The organism is Mesorhizobium sp. URHB0026 (assembly GCF_054059755.1).
On the sequence record NZ_JBSSCN010000001.1, the window covers coordinates 4,427,043 to 4,443,687 of the forward strand.

Consider the following 16,645-nt stretch of genomic DNA (forward strand, 5'->3'; position numbering starts at 1 on the left):
TGCCTGGGCGTCGATAAGATTGCATTGTCCGCAAAGACCATGCGATATGGTTCATGAATGGATCGGGATCTGCTCAGCCATCTGCCCGTCATCATCGCGGTCGCCCGGCGCGGCGGTTTTGCCCTTGCCGCGGCCGAACTGGGCATGAGCCCTTCGGCGGTCAGCCATGCAGTGCGCCTCGTCGAGGAGCGGATCGGCCAGCCGCTGTTTGCGCGCACGACGCGCAGCGTTTCGCTTACCGAGGCCGGCAAGGCGCTGGTGGAAACGGCGGCCCCTGCCCTCCAGGATATCGCCGAGCGGATGGATCGTATCCGCAGCGTCAAGGGAAAGCCGTCCGGGCTGCTCAGGATCAACGCCTCCAACATCGCAATCCCGTTGGCGGTGACGCCGGTCGTGGCGGCAATGGCCGAGCGCTATCCCGACATCACGGTCGAGATTTTTGCCGATCAAGGGTTGGTCGACATCGTCGGCGAAGGTTTCGACGCGGGCATCCGGCTCGGCGAGATGATCGCTCAGGACATGGTGGCCATCCGACTGACGCAGCCCTTCAAAGCCGTTATCGTCGCCTCGCCCGCCTATATCGGGCGACATGGCCGTCCGCGCAGCGTGGCCGATCTCGCGAACCACAATTGTATCGGATACCGTCTCGTTCGCTCCGGTGCCCTTTACCGCTGGGATTTGACCTGGGATGGCAAGGACGTGGTCATGGAAACCAGCGGTACGGCCGTCGTGACGGACTCGCTTGCGGCAATCGATCTGGCTCTCGCCGGAGTGGGCCTTGCCTATATGTTCGAGCCGCTGGCGCGCGCGGATCTCGCTGCCGGCCGCCTGGTGCAGGTTCTGCCGCAATCGGCGATCGAGGAACCCGGCCTTTTCCTCTACTTTCCGCGTCGCGCGGCGATGGCGCCGAAACTCAGGGCCTTTATCGACACCGCGAACGAAATCGGCCGGGCATCCTCGCGGATGTCCGGCCGAAAAAACACAGGGGAAATGGGTCGGTAAGAAGTTACTTCTTGACCGCAGCGGCGACTTCCGCGGCGAAATCCGTCTCTTCCTTCTCGATGCCCTCGCCAAGGGCGAAGCGCAGATAGGCTGTGATCTTGGCCGGCGCGCCGATTTCCTTCTCGGCATCCTTAAGCGCCTGCTCGACGGTGATGTCGGGATTGAGCACGAAGGCCTGCTTCAGGAGTACGACTTCCTCGTAGAACTTGCGCAGGCGACCTTCGACCATCTTTTCGATGATGGCTTCCGGCTTGCCGGACTGGCGCGCCTGGTCGGAGAAGATAGCCTTCTCGCGCTCGACCGCGGCCGGATCGATCTGCTCGGCGGTCAGCGCCATCGGGTTGGTGGCGGCGACATGCATGGCGACTTGGCGGCCAAAGGCATTGGCGGCATGCTCGTTGCCCGTGGTCTCGATCGCGACCAGCACACCGAGCTTGCCGAGCCCATCGGCAACAGCGTTGTGCACATAGGTCGCAACCGCGCCATGCGGAACGGTGAGCTTGGCCGAGCGGCGGAAGCCCATGTTCTCGCCGATGGTGCCGACCGCGTCCTTGATGGTGTCGGTAACCGACTTGTCGGAGCCCGGATATTTGGCGGCGGCGACCGTTTCGGTCGTGCCATAGGCAAGCGCCACCTTGGCGACGTTGGCGACGATTTCCTGGAAGGCGGCATTGCGGGCGACGAAGTCGGTCTCGGAATTCACCTCGACGACGGCAGCTTCACGCACACCGTTGTCGACGCCGATCAGACCTTCGGCAGCAGTGCGGCCGGCCTTCTTGTCGGCCTTGGAGATACCCTTCTTGCGCAGCCAGTCGACGGCCTCTTCCAAGTTGCCGTTCGTTTCGTTCAACGCCGCCTTGCAGTCCATCATGCCCGCGCCGGTCAAGTCGCGGAGTTCTTTGACCTGTGCAGCCGAAATGCTCATTGTCGCCTCTTTGTTTAAATGCACCGACGCACCATCGGTATTCGATGGTGCGTCTGTTTAGCGTGCCAAAATATGAGAAAGATGAAGGCCGCAACCGGCCCTCGATTATCAAGCCTCGGGGGCTTCCGACGCCGGAGCCGGATCGAGCGCCGGTTCGACCGGAGCTTCGACCGAAGCGCCGATATCCATGCCGAGCGCGCCCTGCTGACGGGCGATGCCGTCGATGGCGGCCTTGGCGATCAGATCGCAATAAAGCTGGATGGCGCGGGCCGCGTCGTCATTGCCGGGGATCGGGAAATCGATCTTGTCCGGATCGCAGTTCGAATCGATAATGGCGACGACCGGGATGCCCAGGCGCTTGGCCTCAAGGATGGCAATCGCCTCCTTGTTGGTGTCGATCACGAACATCAGGTCGGGTGTCGAGCCCATGTCCTTGATACCGCCGAGCGCCTTGTCGAGCTTCTCGCGCTCGCGATCGAGGTTCAGGCGTTCCTTCTTGGTCAACCCTTGAGCTTCGCCGGCCAGCATCTCGTCGAGCTTGCGCAGGCGCTGGATCGAGTTCGAGATCGTCTTCCAGTTGGTCAGCATGCCGCCGAGCCAACGCGAGTTGACGTAATATTGGGCCGAACGCTGTGCCGCATCGGCAACGATGTCCGACGCCTGGCGCTTGGTGCCGACGAACAGCACGCGGCCGCCCTTGGCAACGGTGTCGGAAACCTGCTTCAGCGCCTGGTGCAGCAAAGGCACCGTCTGCGAGAGGTCGATGATGTGGATGTTGTTGCGGGCGCCGTAGATGTAGGACGCCATCTTCGGGTTCCAGCGGTGAGTCTGGTGGCCGAAGTGAATGCCAGCTTCCAAAAGCTGGCGCATGCTGAAATCAGGCAGTGCCATTCTAAGTTCCTTTCCGGTTAGCCTCCACGGACACAGGCATTTTTGGACCGAGGTCCTCGAACGCCACCGGAGGTCTCAGCCGGATTTCTCCCGGGCAGACACCAAAGTCCGTGTGTGGAATGAGCGCGCATATAGAGGGGAAGTCCGACAAACGCAAGCGGGGCGGCGCTTTAACGCCTAGCGTGCGGCAATCAGCGCTCCGGTGCCGATCATGGCGCTGCCGGCGAACCTGTTCATCAGCCGCATGCGCCTGGGTGTCCTGAACCAGCCCGAAGCCCGGCCCGCGAGCGCGGCATAGACCCCCATTGTCACGATATTGACGCTGATGACGGTCGCCACAACCAGCAGGCCATCGAAAAAGGTCATCGTGTCGAGGTCGAGAATCAGCGGCATGATCGAGGCATGGAACAGGATCGCCTTCGGGTTTCCGAGCGCTATGGACGCGCCGAGCAGGAAGGATCGTGACAATTTCGCCTGCCCCGTCCGCGGCTCATTCGATTGCGCGGCCGAGGCCCGCCACATCCTGACGCCGGGAAAGATCAGATAGGCGGCGCCGGCATATTTCAACAGGAGGAAGATCCATTCGAAGGTCTGAGCCAGGGCCACTAGCCCCAGCAGCGCCAGAGTGACGAGCACGGCATCGCCGGCGGCGACCCCAAGGCCGGCCATGAAGGCCCTCGGGAACCCACGCGACACGCCGTTGGTGATGACCGCGAACATTGCCGGCCCTGGCGTGGCGGCGGCGAGCGTCACGGCGGCGCAATATGCCAGGAATGCCGTTAGTGTCATCGCTTCGCCTTTCCGTTGGGCACCCGCACGCGCCGGAAGATGGCGACGATCTGCTCGCGGCTGCACTCGATGGCGCCGAGCCGCACCGCACGGTCGCGCTCGAAGCCGGTTATGTCATAGTGCGGAGCGGATGTCTTGGGCGGGCCCTGGTAGGACGAGCGCTTGATGCCGAGTTCGGCCGCAAAGCGATGCAACTCGTCGGTGTCGTCGGCCAGGAGATGGCACCAGAGATGGCCGGCCCATTTCCAGATCGCCGCATCGACATAGACCGCCATCAAGTGATTGCCATCAGGCCTGCCACGGCTAGCTCAATTGCCCGCCTCTGCTATTTCGATACTGGGCAAGGCTTTGTCTGGTCGAACAGCGACAGGTTGACCAGCTTGCCGGTCATCGAGAAGTCGCCATAATCCATGACGAGATCACGAGTGATGCCGTTCTCGTGCAGCTTGAAGCTGATCCGGTATTCCGGCACTTCCTCGCCGTTCTGGGCGCTGTCGTCGAAATAGGCGATGTCGACCGGCCAATATTTGTCGGTGGCAAGCTTCGCCAATGCCGGCGCTTCCGGATCCGCCTTGTCGGCCTCGCTCTTCTTGCCGACGACAACCGTGGTCGTCATCACCTTGTTGGCGTCCTCGGACCCGTCGAACAGGTTCGTCTGATAGAAGTTTTCGCCTTTTTCGGCCTTTCCGATCAGTTCGACCAGGTGCTGGGTCGGAAACTGGGTGGAAGCGAGTTCGAGGCTGTTCTTCTCCGGCTTATCGATGTCGACTTTGAGGCCCTTCGCGTCTTTCGTGGCCATACCCTTGACTTCCTTGTCGAGGTTCTGGTCGACAAAGGATTTGGTCACGAACGAAAAGGTCTTGCCTTCGGCATCCTCGAAAGTCGTCGTCTGCTGGTCGGTCAGCTTCGTGTTGTCATTGGTGGCGATTTGGGTGACGAAACGGAATTTCACCGTATAGCCTTCGCAGGCCGAGCCGTTGAACTCATAGACCATGCGGCCGGTGATGCCGGTGATGCCGGACCGATCATCCGCCTTCTTGAGCGTGAGATCATAGACGGCGCGATGCGCCTGCAGCGCCGGTGCGGCGACAGCGGAGAATGTTGGCAAAAGCGCCGACAACAGAACGGCGTGGAATGCAAGGCGCGTCGCGCGCATGAGGTACTCCGATCGTCGCGGCTGATGGCAGGCCGCAGGGAAGGATGGTCCAGCTTAAAAAAAGTCGTGGCGGAAGCGAGGCAAAAATAGCAATTTCGGCCCGGCCAGCGCGGCGCCTTCCAGCAATAGGGAAAAGCAATGAGTGAAACAATCGAAAAGCGGCTAAGTGATCTCGGCGTGACGCTTCCTGTTGCCGCCGCGCCCGCCGCCAACTACGTGCCCTATTGCAGGACCGGCAACCTGCTGTTCACTGCTGGTCAGTTGCCGCTCAAGGACGGCAAGCTGCAGGCAAGCGGCCTGCTCGGCCGCGACGTCGACACGGCAAGCGGCAAGGACGCGGCGAAATACTGCGCCATCAACATCCTGGCGCAAGCCAAGGCAGCACTTGGCGACATCGAGAAGATCCGTCGTCTGGTGAAGATCACCGTCTTCGTGGCCTCTGCCCCCGACTTCGTCGAGCAGCATCTGGTCGCCAACGGCGCCTCCGATTTCCTGGTTGCCGCGCTCGGCGAAAGCGGCAAGCACGTGCGCTCCGCCGTCGGCACCGCCTCCCTGCCGCTTAATGCCGCGGTGGAAATCGAAGCGATCTTCGAAGTCGAATGAGTGTAGGTGCTGACATGACCGACCTCTCCTGGCTGACGGCCCGGCCGGTTGCCCATCGCGGCTTTCACGACATGAACAAGACGCGCTGGGAAAACACGCTTTCCGCCTTCGCCGCCGCGGCCGAACGCGGCTACGCGATCGAATGCGACGTGCATCTGTCGTCGGATGGCGTTCCCATTGTCATCCATGATGACGATTTGCAACGGCTGACCGGGCAGGACGGTTTCGTCTGGCAACGCAGCGCGGCCGAACTTGCCGCGCTCAAGGTTGGCGGCACGGCGGACCACGTGCCGACGTTGCAGGAAGCGCTCGACCTCGTCGATGGTCGCGTGCCCATGGTCGTCGAACTGAAAGGAACTCCCAGTCGCGACGAAGGCCTGGTGGCGCGCGTCGGCAAGATGCTCAAGCACTACAAGGGCAAGGCGGCGATCATGTCGTTCGATCACTGGCTGATCCGCGATTTCCCCAAACACGCGCCCGGCATTCCGGCTGGGTTGACCGCCTATGGCAAGGACGCCAAGCTGATCGAAGCACATTTCTCCATGCTGGCGCACGAACTCGCCTTTACCTCCTATGCCGCCGGCGATCTGCCGAACCCGTTTGTCAGCTTCGTGCGCGAAAGGCTGAAAATGCCTGTCATCACCTGGACGGTGCATGATCAGCCCGCGATCGACCTGACCTTTAGATATGCCGACCAGATGACATTCGAAGGGTTCGAACCCGACCTGGTCGAAGTCGCCTGAGCAGGGTGCCCGAAACGTGACTTGTAGCGGCCCGAATGGAGCTTAAATAAGCCTCATGGATCAGGGTGACGACGGCGACGGACAAATGGCGAATACGGACTATTCGATCCGCATCGCCGCCGGCATCGGAGCCTTTACCTGCGACGAATGGAACGGCTTTGCGGGAACCACGCGTGCCGATACGGGGGCGGAGTACAACCCGCTCGTTTCATACGCTTTTTTGAGCGCTCTGGAGGATTCCGGCTGTGCCGTGCGTCGCACCGGCTGGCAAGGTCATCACTTGCGGCTGGAGACCGCGCAAGGCAGGCTCCTCGGCGCCGTTCCCTGTTATCTCAAGTCGCACAGTCAGGGCGAATACGTGTTCGATCACGGCTGGTCGGATGCCTTCGAGCGCGCCGGCGGCCGTTACTATCCAAAACTGCAAAGTGCCGTGCCGTTCACGCCCGTCACCGGCCCTCGCCTGCTGGTCGGCAAAGGCGAGGATCAGGACGCGGTGAAGGCTGGGCTTGCCGCCGGTCTCAAAATGGTGACCGACAAGCTCGGCGTGTCCTCTGCGCATGTCACCTTCGCGCAGGAGAGCGACGTCGCGACGTTGGAAGCCGCGGGCTTCCTGCATCGCACCGACCAGCAATTCCATTTTTTCAACGAAGGCTTTTCGACCTACGACGACTTCCTCGCCACGCTTGCCTCACGCAAACGCAAGGCGATGAAGAAGGAACGACGCGAGGCGCTGGCCGATGGCATCTCGATCGACTGGCTGACGGGAAAGGACCTGACCGAAAAGGCCTGGGACGACTTCTTCGCTTTCTATATGGACACCGGCAACCGCAAATGGGGCCGCCCCTACCTGAACCGCCAGTTTTTCTCGCTGATCGGCGAACGCATGGCGGACGACATCCTGCTGGTGATGGCCAGGCGCAACGGGCGCTACATTGCCGGCGCCATCAACTTCATCGGCTCCGACGCCCTCTACGGCCGCAACTGGGGCTGCATCGAGGATCACCCTTACCTGCATTTCGAGGTTTGCTATCATCAGGCCATCGACTTCGCCATCGAACGCAAGCTGAAGGTGGTCGAGGCAGGCGCGCAGGGCGAGCACAAGCTGGCGCGCGGCTACCGGCCGGTGACGATGCATTCCGCCCACTATATTTCCCATCCTGGCCTGCGCAACGCGGTCGCCGACTATCTCAGGCGCGAGCGGCGCGAAGTGGAGCGGATGGGCGAATATCTGGAAGAACATACCCCGTTCCGCAAGGATATTGGCGACCTCGGTTGATCGCGGCGCAGCTTCGCCTTGCTGCTCGCAGGCGGCTTCGCTACACCGGACGGCAAGGCACATTTCGGAGCGTTCGCCATGACTGAGGCCGCCTACGATACCGGCAACATCTTCGCAAAGATCCTGCGCGGAGAGATCCCCTCGCATCGCGTTTACGAGGACGAAGCCGTCGTGGCTTTCATGGATGTGATGCCGCAAGGGCCCGGCCATACGCTGGTGGTGCCGAAAGCGCCGTCGCGCAACCTGCTCGACGCCGCCCCATCGACATTCGGTCCGCTTTTTTCAACCGTCCAGAAAGTGGCACGCGCCGTCAGGAAAGCTCTCAACGCCGACGGCGTCACCGTCATGCAGTTCAACGAGCCGGCATCCGGGCAGACCGTCTATCACCTGCATGTCCATGTCATCCCGCGTTTCAACGGCATCCCGCTGAAGCCGCACACGGGCACAATGGAAAAACCTGAAGTGCTGGCGCAGCACGCCGAAAAAATACGCGCCGCGCTGGGAAGCTGATCCCCCGCGGTCTTCCCAGCACTCAAGACATTTCATTTGGCCGCTTGCGTGAGCCGTTCGATCGCACTCGGCCGCGGGCGTTGCATCAGTCCGACCCGGATTACTTCCGCGCACTGCGTGGGGCTCAGCAGCGACGTGTCGACCTCCAGATCGTATATGCCTGGCCGATGGACCTCGTCTTGCCACAGGCGCACGGGCAAAGGAGCGGGTTCCCCTGGGGTGCCGGTGACATAACCCTTCCCCGCCGCGCTGGCCGCACGCCTTTGGAGAATGACTTCGATGGGACAGCGAACCCCGACAAACAGCACCGGCAGTCCAGCAAGACGACGCGTGCAATCCACGAGGCAGCCGAGCGGCTTCGAATAGGCGTCGTGATGGCCGACATCCGCAACCACATTCAGCCCCATCCGGCTATGCGCCGCGATCGACTCACAGAGGGCGGCGTAGAAGCGTGGCACGAAAACTTCGAGATCGGGCCGCTCGCCGCCAGGGCGCAGCCCTATTCCGGGACGATAGCGCGGCGGTGTGATCTGCTCATAGCTGTCGACGCCCAGATTCATCCAGGGCCATCAAAGCTTTCCCCGATGGCCCTCGCGATATTCGACTTTCCTGAACGCGGCGCGCCATTGAGAATGATGATTTGACCGGTCACGCGCCACCTCATCGCCCAAATGAAAAAAGCCCCGTTCCCAGGGCTCTCTTCCAGTTTTTTATCAGGCCTCAGCCTTTTCTGGGCAGTTGAGGCACAAGGCTACGCTTGCCGCCGTCCTTGCCCTTGGGCTCCGGCTTCTGCGCCACGGCCTTCTTTGCCGCGGGCTTCTTGGCCACCGCCTTGGGCGGCTTCGGCGCGTCTTCCGGCTCTTCCTTCTTCGGCTTCACCGGCGCCTCGTCGGCGAGCGATTCGAGCTTCAGGCCGGTCTCGCCGGTTTCCTTCTTCTCGACGGTGACGCGCACCGTGCCGCCCTTCTTCAGCTTGCCGAACAGCACCTCGTCGGCCAGCGGCTTCTTGATGTGCTCCTGGATGACGCGGCCAAGCGGACGCGCGCCCATGCGTTCGTCATAACCCTTGTCGGCAAGCCAGGCGATGGCGTCCGGCGACAGGTCGAAGGTAACGCCACGCTCGGAGAGCTGGGCTTCCAGCTGCATGACGAACTTCTGCACCACCTGATGGATCACCGGCACCGGCAGCGATCCGAACGGGATGATCGCATCGAGACGGTTGCGGAATTCCGGCGTGAACAGCCGGTTGATCGCCTCGACATCGTCGCCTTCGCGCTTGGTCGAACCGAAACCGATCGCCGCGCGCTGCGCATCGGATGCGCCCGCATTGGTCGTCATGATCAGGATGACATTGCGGAAGTCGATCTGCTTGCCATTGTGGTCGGTCAGCTTGCCGTGGTCCATCACCTGCAACAGGATGTTGAACAGGTCCGGATGCGCCTTCTCGACCTCGTCCAGCAGCAGCACGCAGTGCGGATGCTGGTCGACGCCGTCGGTCAAAAGGCCGCCCTGGTCGAAACCGACATACCCGGGAGGCGCGCCGATCAGCCGCGAGACGGTGTGGCGTTCCATATATTCCGACATGTCGAAGCGGATCAGTTCGACCCCGAGCGAGGCGGCCAACTGCTTGGCGACCTCCGTCTTCCCGACGCCGGTCGGGCCCGAGAACAGGTACGAGCCGATCGGCTTTTCCGGTTCGCGCAGGCCGGCCCGTGCAAGCTTGATCGCCGAAGTCAGCGCCGTAATGGCGGTGTCCTGCCCGTAGACGACGCGCTTGAGCTCAATATCCAGGCCCTGCAGCACCTTCTCGTCATCGGCCGAAACCGTCTTCGGCGGAATACGCGCCATGGTGGCGATCGTCGCTTCGATCTCCTTGATGCCGATCGTCTTCTTGCGCTTGGCTTCCGGCACCAACATCTGCGAGGCGCCGGTCTCGTCGATCACGTCGATCGCCTTGTCCGGCAGCTTGCGGTCGTTGATGTAGCGCGCCGACAGTTCCACAGAGGCCTTGATCGCCTCGTTGGTGAACTTCACCTTGTGGAATTCCTCATAATAGGGCTTCAGGCCCTTCATGATCTCGATAGCATCCTCGATGGTCGGCTCGTTGACGTCGATCTTCTGGAAGCGCCGCACCAAGGCACGGTCCTTCTCGAAGAACTGGCGGAACTCCTTGTAGGTGGTCGAACCGATGCAGCGGATCGCACCGGAAGACAGCGCCGGCTTCAACAGGTTCGACGCATCCATGGCGCCGCCCGAAGTGGCGCCGGCGCCGATCACCGTATGGATCTCGTCGATGAACAGCACGGCACCCGGATAATCCTCGAGTTCCTTGACGACCTGCTTCAGCCGTTCCTCGAAATCGCCACGATAGCGCGTACCGGCCAACAGCGTGCCCATGTCGAGCGCGAAGATGGTGGCATTGTGCAGCACTTCCGGCACGTCGCCCTCTACGATGCGCTTGGCCAGCCCTTCGGCAATCGCCGTCTTGCCGACGCCGGGGTCACCGACATAGAGCGGGTTGTTCTTGGAACGGCGGCACAGCACCTGGATGGTGCGGTTGATCTCGCCTTCACGGCCGATCAGCGGATCGATCTTGCCGGCCTTGGCCTTGTTGTTGAGGTTGACGCAATAAGCGGTCAGCGCGTCCTGCTGCTGCTTCTTCTTGCCGCCCTCCTCCTGTGGCTCGGCGCCGTTGGGGCCGCCCTGCTCGTCATCGGCGCCGCGCGGGCTGCGGCTCTCCGACGCGCCCGGACGCTTGGCGATGCCGTGCGAGATGTAGTTGACCGCGTCGTAGCGGGTCATTTGCTGTTCTTGCAGGAAATAAGCGGCATGGCTTTCGCGCTCGGCGAAGATCGCCACGAGCACGTTGGCCCCCGACACTTCCTCGCGACCCGATGACTGCACATGGATCACCGCGCGCTGGATGACGCGCTGGAAGCCGGCGGTCGGCTTGGAATCCTCGTCGTAGCCGGTAACCAGATTGTCCAGCTCTGTATCGATATAGGTGAGAACGGTGTGCTTCAGCTCGTCGAGATCGACGTTGCAGGCGCGCATGACGGCGGCCGCCTCGGTGTCGTCGATGAGCGCGAGCAGCAAATGTTCAAGGGTTGCATATTCATGGTGCCGCTCATTGGCGAGCGTCAGCGCCTGGTGAAGCGCCTTTTCCAGGCCTTGGGAGAAAGCCGGCATGTTACCTCACTTCTTCTCCATCACGCATTGCAGCGGATGCTGATTCTGTCGGGCGAAATCCATGACCTGAGACACTTTGGTCTCGGCCACCTCGAATGTATAGACCCCGCACTCGCCCACTCCATGATTGTGAACATGAAGCATGATGCGTGTGGCGGCTTCGCGGTCCTTCTGGAAAAAACGCTCCAGCACATGAACCACGAACTCCATCGGAGTGTAGTCGTCGTTGAGGATGAGGACCCGGTAAAGGCTGGGCTTCTTGGTTTTGGTTTTGGTGCGCGTAATGACGGCCGTCCCGCGGCCGGCCTCATTGCCGTCGCCGCCGCCGTTTTGCATCCGCGCCACTTGTCTCGTGGCAGTCAAACCGATCGTCACGTAATCCTGCCTCTTTCGAATCCCCATGCGAGTTCAACATGTAGGTGTTCGATGGACGATTTTAAGCCCTTCTGGTTAGCTGACAATATGGCTAGGTGACCAACCTGGCGGTTTTTCGCAATCGAGAAGCGCTGGCATGAAAAAACCCGGCCGCGTTTCCACGGCCGGGTTTGTCCTGCGCCCAAAGAGCCGGATCTTTAATTCTCGGGCGAAAATTACTTTGCCTTGGCAACGATCGATTCGAACGGCTTGTAGGCCTCCTTGGCGAGTTCGGCATAGAGGTCGCCGATCTTGGTAGCCTCGGCGACGAACGCCTCGTAGGACTGCTTGGCATAGTCGGATTGAATCTCGATCGCCTTGTCCAGCGACTTGGCCGAGAACAGCTTCTCGCACGCGACGCTGCCGGCTTCGAAGCTCTTCTTGGTGTATTCGCCGGCCTCGGTGGCGATCGCCTGCGCGCCCTTTGACAAGGAGGCGAAGCTCTTCAATCCGGTGTCGGCGAACTCCTTGCCGTATTTGCTGAAGTCCTCATAGGTCTGGGTCATTCGTACTCTCCCTGGACGGTTGACGCGCCCTGCCCCGAGCGCCGTTGTGCAATGCATAATATATATTGTGCAGCGCACAAAAGTCAAGAAGTCGGGGGCTCGCGACCCTCCAGGCAGCGGCAATGGCTAAAATTCGAATAAAGGAAGGCTCAAACTCCCAGAAAACGGTGAACGCGGCGGTTACCATAAACGGATTGGTAACGCTGCCCCGCTAGCTTGGCCGGAAGTGAGGCAGGATCCCTTTGCCGCCTCCAGCGCAACGAGAAATTCAAAGGAACTACCAGTGCGTCAGGCGTTGTCGGGCATCGTTTGCAAATCCGCGTTCCCTCTTAAGACGATTATGATCCTCGCCATGGCGATGACATTCGTCGTCGCGGACGTCGCCTCGTCGCTCGCGGCGAAATCCGCGGCCATCGTCGTCGATGCCAAAACCGGCAAGGTGCTTTACTCGGCTAATGCCGATGGCCGGCGCTACCCCGCTTCGCTGACCAAGATGATGACGCTCTATCTGACCTTCGAAGCGATGGCGAAGGGCAAGATCAGCAGAAACTCGCCAGTCGTGTTTTCGGCCCATGCGTCAGCCGAGGCGCCGACCAAGCTTGGCGTGAAGCCGGGTGGATCGGTGGCGGTCGAGACCGCGATCCTGTCGATAGTGACGAAGTCGGCCAACGACTCGGCGACCGCGCTCGGCGAGATGCTCGGCGGCAACGAAACCAACTTCGCCCGCATGATGACGGCCAAGGCGCGGCAGCTCGGCATGAACGGCACGGTCTTCCGCAACGCCAACGGCCTGCCGGATCCGGGACAGTTCACCACGGCGCGCGACATGGCCACGCTCGGCATTGCGCTCAGGGAACATTTTCCCCAGTACTACGGCTATTTCGCGCAGCGATCCTTTCTCTACGGTCGCCAGCGCATCAATGGCCATAACCGTCTGCTCGGACGCATCAAGGGCGTCGACGGCATCAAGACCGGCTATACCCGCGCCTCCGGCTTCAATCTCGTCTCGTCCGTCAATGACGGCAACCGCCGCCTGGTCGCCGTTGTCATGGGCGGCACGTCGGGCGGCAGCCGCGACAACCAGATGGCAGGCCTGATCAACACCTATTTGCCGAGGGCCTCGACCCGCGGTGGCGGCGACCTCGTCGCCAAGGCGGACAGCAATGCGATCAGCGCACTTGCAAAGGTTCTCCTCCCCAAGCATGACGCGCCGACCCCGGACGAAAAGCCGGCGGCCGTGGCGGAAGCCGATACGGCCGTCGCCGACGACGCGACCGTTGCCCAGGGCGACAGTGAGGACGAGGATACAGCCGAGGCGGAGGCACCCAAGCTGGTTGTCCCGGCAAAGAAGGTAAAGACGGTCATCGTCTCCGCTCCCAAGGTCGCCACCGCCCAGATCGTGGCCGCCTATGCCGAGCCCACCCCGGTTGTTGATCCGGTCAACACCGCGTCGGTTCCGCCAGGCTGGGCCATCCAGGTTGCCTCCTCGCCGAAGCAGTCCGAAGCCCAGGCTTTCCTCGACAAGACCATCAAGCAGGCTCCCAAGGTGCTGGCCGACGCTTCCGGCTTCACCGTCGCTTTCGACAAGGACGGCGCCACCTACTACCGCGCTCGCTTCGGCGGCTTTGGGTCCAAGGATGCCGCCTGGAAGGCCTGCACCGCTTTGAAGAAGAAGAAAATCGAGTGCTACGCCGTCCAGCAATAGGACTGTGTGGAAGATATCTCCCGGAAAATTTTTGCGTCGAAGGAGACTAGTTGTGATTGGAGAGCAAGACGTCCTTGGCTTCGTTAATCCGCGCCGCCAGGAAAGACGTGCCGCCGACATCGGGGTGCAGGCGCTGCATCAGGCGGCGGTGCGCCTTGCGGACATCCGCCGCGGCGGCCCCCGCTTCAAGACCAAGGACCTTGTAGGCCTCCTCCTTAGTCATGGCGCCCGGACTTGGCGCAATACCCAGCCCTTCGCCACCGTTCGTCTCAGCGTATTTGCGCCAGACGGGAAATCTGCCGTCAAGATACGTCTCTAGCAACTGCGAACTCTCCGGATCGCCGGAGAGTTCGCGGTAGAGATGCTGCAATTGCGCAAGGGTCATCGAGCCAAGCATCTTGCCATCGTGGCGGCCGGCCAGAACCAACCCTTCTAGGCCGCCAGTATTGTGATCGAGTTCCATCTCAAGTGCCGCCGTCCGCACGGTTGAGCGTTTTGCAGCAACCGGCCTGGCCCTTGGCCGGCCGGTATGCATGGCGCCGTACCAGGCGATTGCCACGAACAGGATGATGCCGCCGATGCCTTGGCGCCCGACCAGGAGCACGGTGCCGCCGACCAGCGCCAGCAGGATCGGTCCCAATTTTCTCATTCCGCTTGCGAGTTGCGCCGGATCCGCGCGGAGAAAGGCGGTCGCTACCCCCAGCAGCACCAGCAACAACGCGACCACAATGATAATTGCGCCTAACATTTTGCACCGCCCCGCAGGGATCCTGTCCGCTCGGACAGCCGCGTGATGTCCTTCAACACTTTTCCTGCGCCAGAATCATGGCCTTTAACCGGGCCGGCAGCGGCCTGTGTCGACAGTTCCTCATCGCGCATGGATTTCAAGATGTGGCGTTGTCGCGTCGCTTGCAAGTCCAGCGCGGAGCAAGATTGAGGGCCAGAAAACGCGGGCGCGGCAGCAGGCAATCCTTCGCTCAAGCCCTAGAGCAGGCCGAGGTCGGCCAGCTCGCGCCTGAGTTTCGGCGGCATCTCGACCAATCCCGCCTTGCCCTTGCCGAGGTCGGCCGGGGCGTCCGCCGGCTTCAGGTAACGCCAGCCCTGGAAGGCGCGGCGCGGCTGCCAGTCAGTGCGCACCACCTCGGGATCGAGCATCAAATGGCAGCGGCCGATGCCGTCGTCATCGGTGAACGGCCGGATTTCCGTGATCAACTGGCGGCACTGCACGCTGCCCTTGATCACCCAGTAGAGCGAACCGCCGTCGGTCACCTCGTCGCCACGTGTCGGCATCATGCGGGTGGTGTGCCAGTGTTCGGCTGGTTCGCCGGCACGGCGGCGCTCGTCAAGACGGAAGGCGATCCACTCTTCGAGATCCTCGACACTGTCGCAACCGACGCAAAGCTTTAGGAGATTGAGACCCATCGCCCAAGGTTAGCCCGGAGCGCCGACACGTCAACGGCCTGACTGACTTCTCCACAGTGCCAGCTTGGGCCAGCCTCAACATTCAACGACATTGACGGCCAGGCCGCCAAGGCTGGTTTCCTTGTACTTCTCGTTCATGTCGAGGCCGGTTTGGCGCATCGTCTCGATCGCCGCATCGAGCGGCACGAAATGCACGCCGTCGCCTTTGATGGCCAGTGACGCGGCCGTCACTGCCTTGACGGCACCCAATGCGTTGCGCTCGATGCAAGGCACCTGCACGAGCCCGCCCACCGGATCGCAGGTCATGCCCAGATGATGTTCCAGCGCGATTTCGGCAGCATTCTCGACCTGCTCGGGCGTGCCGCCCATGACCGCGCACAGGCCGGCCGCAGCCATCGCCGAGGCGGAACCGACCTCGCCTTGGCAGCCGACCTCGGCGCCCGATATCGACGCATTGGACTTGATGATGCCGCCGACCGCCGCTGCCGTCAGCAGGAAGTCGCGAATGCTCGGCTGGTCGGCCTCGGGATGGAAATGCAGCCAGTAGCGCAGCACCGCCGGCAGCGTGCCGGCGGCACCATTGGTCGGCGCGGTGACGACACGCCCGCCGGCCGCATTCTCCTCGTTGACCGCCATCGCGTAGATCGACAGCCAGTCATTGGCGAGTAGCGGGTTCGGCCGGTTCTGTTGCCACTGCTCCTGCAGCTTGTCATGGAGCTGCCTGGCGCGGCGGCGCACCTTCAGGCCGCCCGGCATGATGCCGTCCTGCGACAGGCCGCGGTCGATGCAGCCCTTCATGGCGTCCCATATCGCGTCGAGGCCGGTGTCGAGCTCCTCGCGCGACATCTGCGTCTCCTCGTTGACGCGCTTCATTTCGGCAATGGAAAGGCCGCTCTTGGCCGCCATCTTCAGCATCTCGACCGCGTTCTTGAAGGGATACGGCACTTTCTTGCCCTCGGTTGTGACCGAGCCCTTCGACTTCATCCGTTGCAGCTCTTCTTCCGAAACCACGAAGCCGCCGCCGATCGAATAGTAGATGCGCTTGAGCAGCAACCGGCCGCCGGCGTCGTAAGCGTGGAACGCCATGCCGTTGGCATGACCGGTGAGCGGCGTCTTGCGGTCCAGCACCAGATCGGTGGCCGGATCGAAATGGTAGGGAGGGTGACCGGGCGGTGAAACCAGCTTGTCGGCGGTGATGCGGCTGACAATGTCGTCGGCTCGGTCGGGGTCCACCGTTTGTGGCGTCTGGCCGGCAAGGCCTAGAATGACGGCACGGTCGCTGCCATGGCCGATGCCGGTATAGGCGAGCGAGCCATGCAGGCTGGCGCCGATGCGGTAGACGTTGACGCCGGCGGGACGCGGCCAGTCGTCGCCCGCGACCTCGTCGAGGAAGCGGCGCGCAGCCGTCATCGGCCCCATCGTGTGCGAGCTCGAGGGGCCGATGCCGATCTTGAACAGGTCGAAAACCGAAAGGAACACGCTGTCTCCTGGGTCACGTCGAGGATTACATATAG

Annotated in this window: 17 protein-coding genes and 1 pseudogene; 6 read left to right on the forward strand and 12 right to left on the reverse strand. The window is 62.1% G+C overall.

Annotation, left to right across the window (positions count from 1 at the left end):
• Window positions 1–57: 57 nt before the first annotated feature.
• On the forward strand, window positions 58–1,002 hold the full coding sequence (locus ACVWWD_RS21800) for a LysR family transcriptional regulator (RefSeq protein ID WP_023773819.1): 945 nt from the start codon (window positions 58–60) through the stop codon (window positions 1,000–1,002).
• Between the two features lie 4 nt (window positions 1,003–1,006).
• On the opposite strand, the gene tsf is transcribed toward ACVWWD_RS21800, so the two are convergent.
• From tsf to ACVWWD_RS21825, 5 genes are all read right to left on the reverse strand, one after another.
• On the reverse strand, window positions 1,007–1,927 hold the full coding sequence (gene tsf, locus ACVWWD_RS21805) for a translation elongation factor Ts (protein ID WP_023784029.1): 921 nt from the start codon (window positions 1,925–1,927) through the stop codon (window positions 1,007–1,009).
• A gap of 108 nt (window positions 1,928–2,035) precedes the next feature.
• Complete coding sequence (gene rpsB, locus ACVWWD_RS21810; RefSeq protein ID WP_015317778.1) at window positions 2,036–2,818, reverse strand: 30S ribosomal protein S2; 783 nt, start codon at window positions 2,816–2,818, stop codon at window positions 2,036–2,038.
• Window positions 2,819–2,995: 177 nt separating this feature from the next.
• Entirely contained in the window at window positions 2,996–3,607 is a 612-nt protein-coding gene (locus tag ACVWWD_RS21815; protein ID WP_457103380.1) for a LysE family translocator, read from the reverse strand.
• Entirely contained in the window at window positions 3,604–3,882 is a 279-nt protein-coding gene (locus ACVWWD_RS21820; RefSeq protein WP_023773822.1) for a DUF4031 domain-containing protein, read from the reverse strand. Before ACVWWD_RS21820 ends, ACVWWD_RS21815 begins: the two co-directional genes overlap by 4 nt.
• Window positions 3,883–3,932: 50 nt before the next feature.
• The gene (locus ACVWWD_RS21825) at window positions 3,933–4,763 is read right to left on the reverse strand and encodes a cell envelope integrity EipB family protein (protein ID WP_023773823.1); all 831 of its coding nucleotides are present in this window, start codon (window positions 4,761–4,763) and stop codon (window positions 3,933–3,935) included.
• A 138-nt stretch (window positions 4,764–4,901) separates the two neighbouring features.
• Here ACVWWD_RS21825 and ACVWWD_RS21830 point away from each other — a divergent pair, with 138 nt between their 5' ends.
• The 4 genes from ACVWWD_RS21830 to ACVWWD_RS21845 all read left to right on the forward strand — a co-directional run bounded on the left by ACVWWD_RS21830 (window position 4,902) and on the right by ACVWWD_RS21845 (window position 7,895).
• Complete coding sequence (locus ACVWWD_RS21830) at window positions 4,902–5,366, forward strand: RidA family protein (RefSeq protein ID WP_352549419.1); 465 nt, start codon at window positions 4,902–4,904, stop codon at window positions 5,364–5,366.
• 14 nt (window positions 5,367–5,380) lie between these two features.
• A complete protein-coding gene (locus ACVWWD_RS21835) occupies window positions 5,381–6,109 on the forward strand; it encodes a glycerophosphodiester phosphodiesterase (protein ID WP_457103381.1) in 729 nt (242 codons plus the stop codon).
• A 55-nt stretch (window positions 6,110–6,164) separates the two neighbouring features.
• On the forward strand, window positions 6,165–7,385 hold the full coding sequence (locus ACVWWD_RS21840; protein ID WP_352549416.1) for a GNAT family N-acetyltransferase: 1,221 nt from the start codon (window positions 6,165–6,167) through the stop codon (window positions 7,383–7,385).
• Between the two features lie 78 nt (window positions 7,386–7,463).
• Window positions 7,464–7,895 (forward strand): HIT family protein, encoded by a 432-nt coding sequence (locus ACVWWD_RS21845; RefSeq protein ID WP_352549415.1) that lies wholly within the window; start codon window positions 7,464–7,466, stop codon window positions 7,893–7,895.
• 32 nt (window positions 7,896–7,927) lie between these two features.
• Here ACVWWD_RS21845 and ACVWWD_RS21850 read toward each other — a convergent pair.
• The 4 genes and pseudogenes from ACVWWD_RS21850 to ACVWWD_RS21865 all read right to left on the reverse strand — a co-directional run bounded on the left by ACVWWD_RS21850 (window position 7,928) and on the right by ACVWWD_RS21865 (window position 12,004).
• A pseudogene (locus ACVWWD_RS21850) lies at window positions 7,928–8,559 on the reverse strand (chloramphenicol phosphotransferase CPT family protein).
• 56 nt (window positions 8,560–8,615) lie between these two features.
• Window positions 8,616–11,084 (reverse strand): ATP-dependent Clp protease ATP-binding subunit ClpA, encoded by a 2,469-nt coding sequence (clpA, locus tag ACVWWD_RS21855; protein ID WP_023773829.1) that lies wholly within the window; start codon window positions 11,082–11,084, stop codon window positions 8,616–8,618.
• A gap of 6 nt (window positions 11,085–11,090) precedes the next feature.
• Window positions 11,091–11,420 (reverse strand): ATP-dependent Clp protease adapter ClpS, encoded by a 330-nt coding sequence (clpS, locus tag ACVWWD_RS21860; RefSeq protein ID WP_010909565.1) that lies wholly within the window; start codon window positions 11,418–11,420, stop codon window positions 11,091–11,093.
• A gap of 254 nt (window positions 11,421–11,674) precedes the next feature.
• Window positions 11,675–12,004 (reverse strand): phasin family protein, encoded by a 330-nt coding sequence (locus ACVWWD_RS21865; protein WP_015317766.1) that lies wholly within the window; start codon window positions 12,002–12,004, stop codon window positions 11,675–11,677.
• A 283-nt stretch (window positions 12,005–12,287) separates the two neighbouring features.
• Here ACVWWD_RS21865 and ACVWWD_RS21870 point away from each other — a divergent pair, with 283 nt between their 5' ends.
• Window positions 12,288–13,709 (forward strand): SPOR domain-containing protein, encoded by a 1,422-nt coding sequence (locus ACVWWD_RS21870; protein ID WP_457103382.1) that lies wholly within the window; start codon window positions 12,288–12,290, stop codon window positions 13,707–13,709.
• 46 nt (window positions 13,710–13,755) lie between these two features.
• Here ACVWWD_RS21870 and ACVWWD_RS21875 read toward each other — a convergent pair whose 3' ends face one another.
• The 3 genes from ACVWWD_RS21875 to ACVWWD_RS21885 all read right to left on the reverse strand — a co-directional run bounded on the left by ACVWWD_RS21875 (window position 13,756) and on the right by ACVWWD_RS21885 (window position 16,610).
• Window positions 13,756–14,457 carry a DnaJ domain-containing protein gene (locus tag ACVWWD_RS21875; protein ID WP_352549411.1) on the reverse strand — a complete coding sequence of 234 codons (702 nt, stop codon included), beginning with the start codon at window positions 14,455–14,457 and terminating at the stop codon, window positions 13,756–13,758.
• A 236-nt stretch (window positions 14,458–14,693) separates the two neighbouring features.
• Entirely contained in the window at window positions 14,694–15,131 is a 438-nt protein-coding gene (locus ACVWWD_RS21880; RefSeq protein WP_023773832.1) for a DUF1489 family protein, read from the reverse strand.
• Window positions 15,132–15,206: 75 nt separating this feature from the next.
• A complete protein-coding gene (locus tag ACVWWD_RS21885; protein ID WP_023784026.1) occupies window positions 15,207–16,610 on the reverse strand; it encodes an L-serine ammonia-lyase in 1,404 nt (467 codons plus the stop codon).
• Window positions 16,611–16,645: the final 35 nt, after the last annotated feature.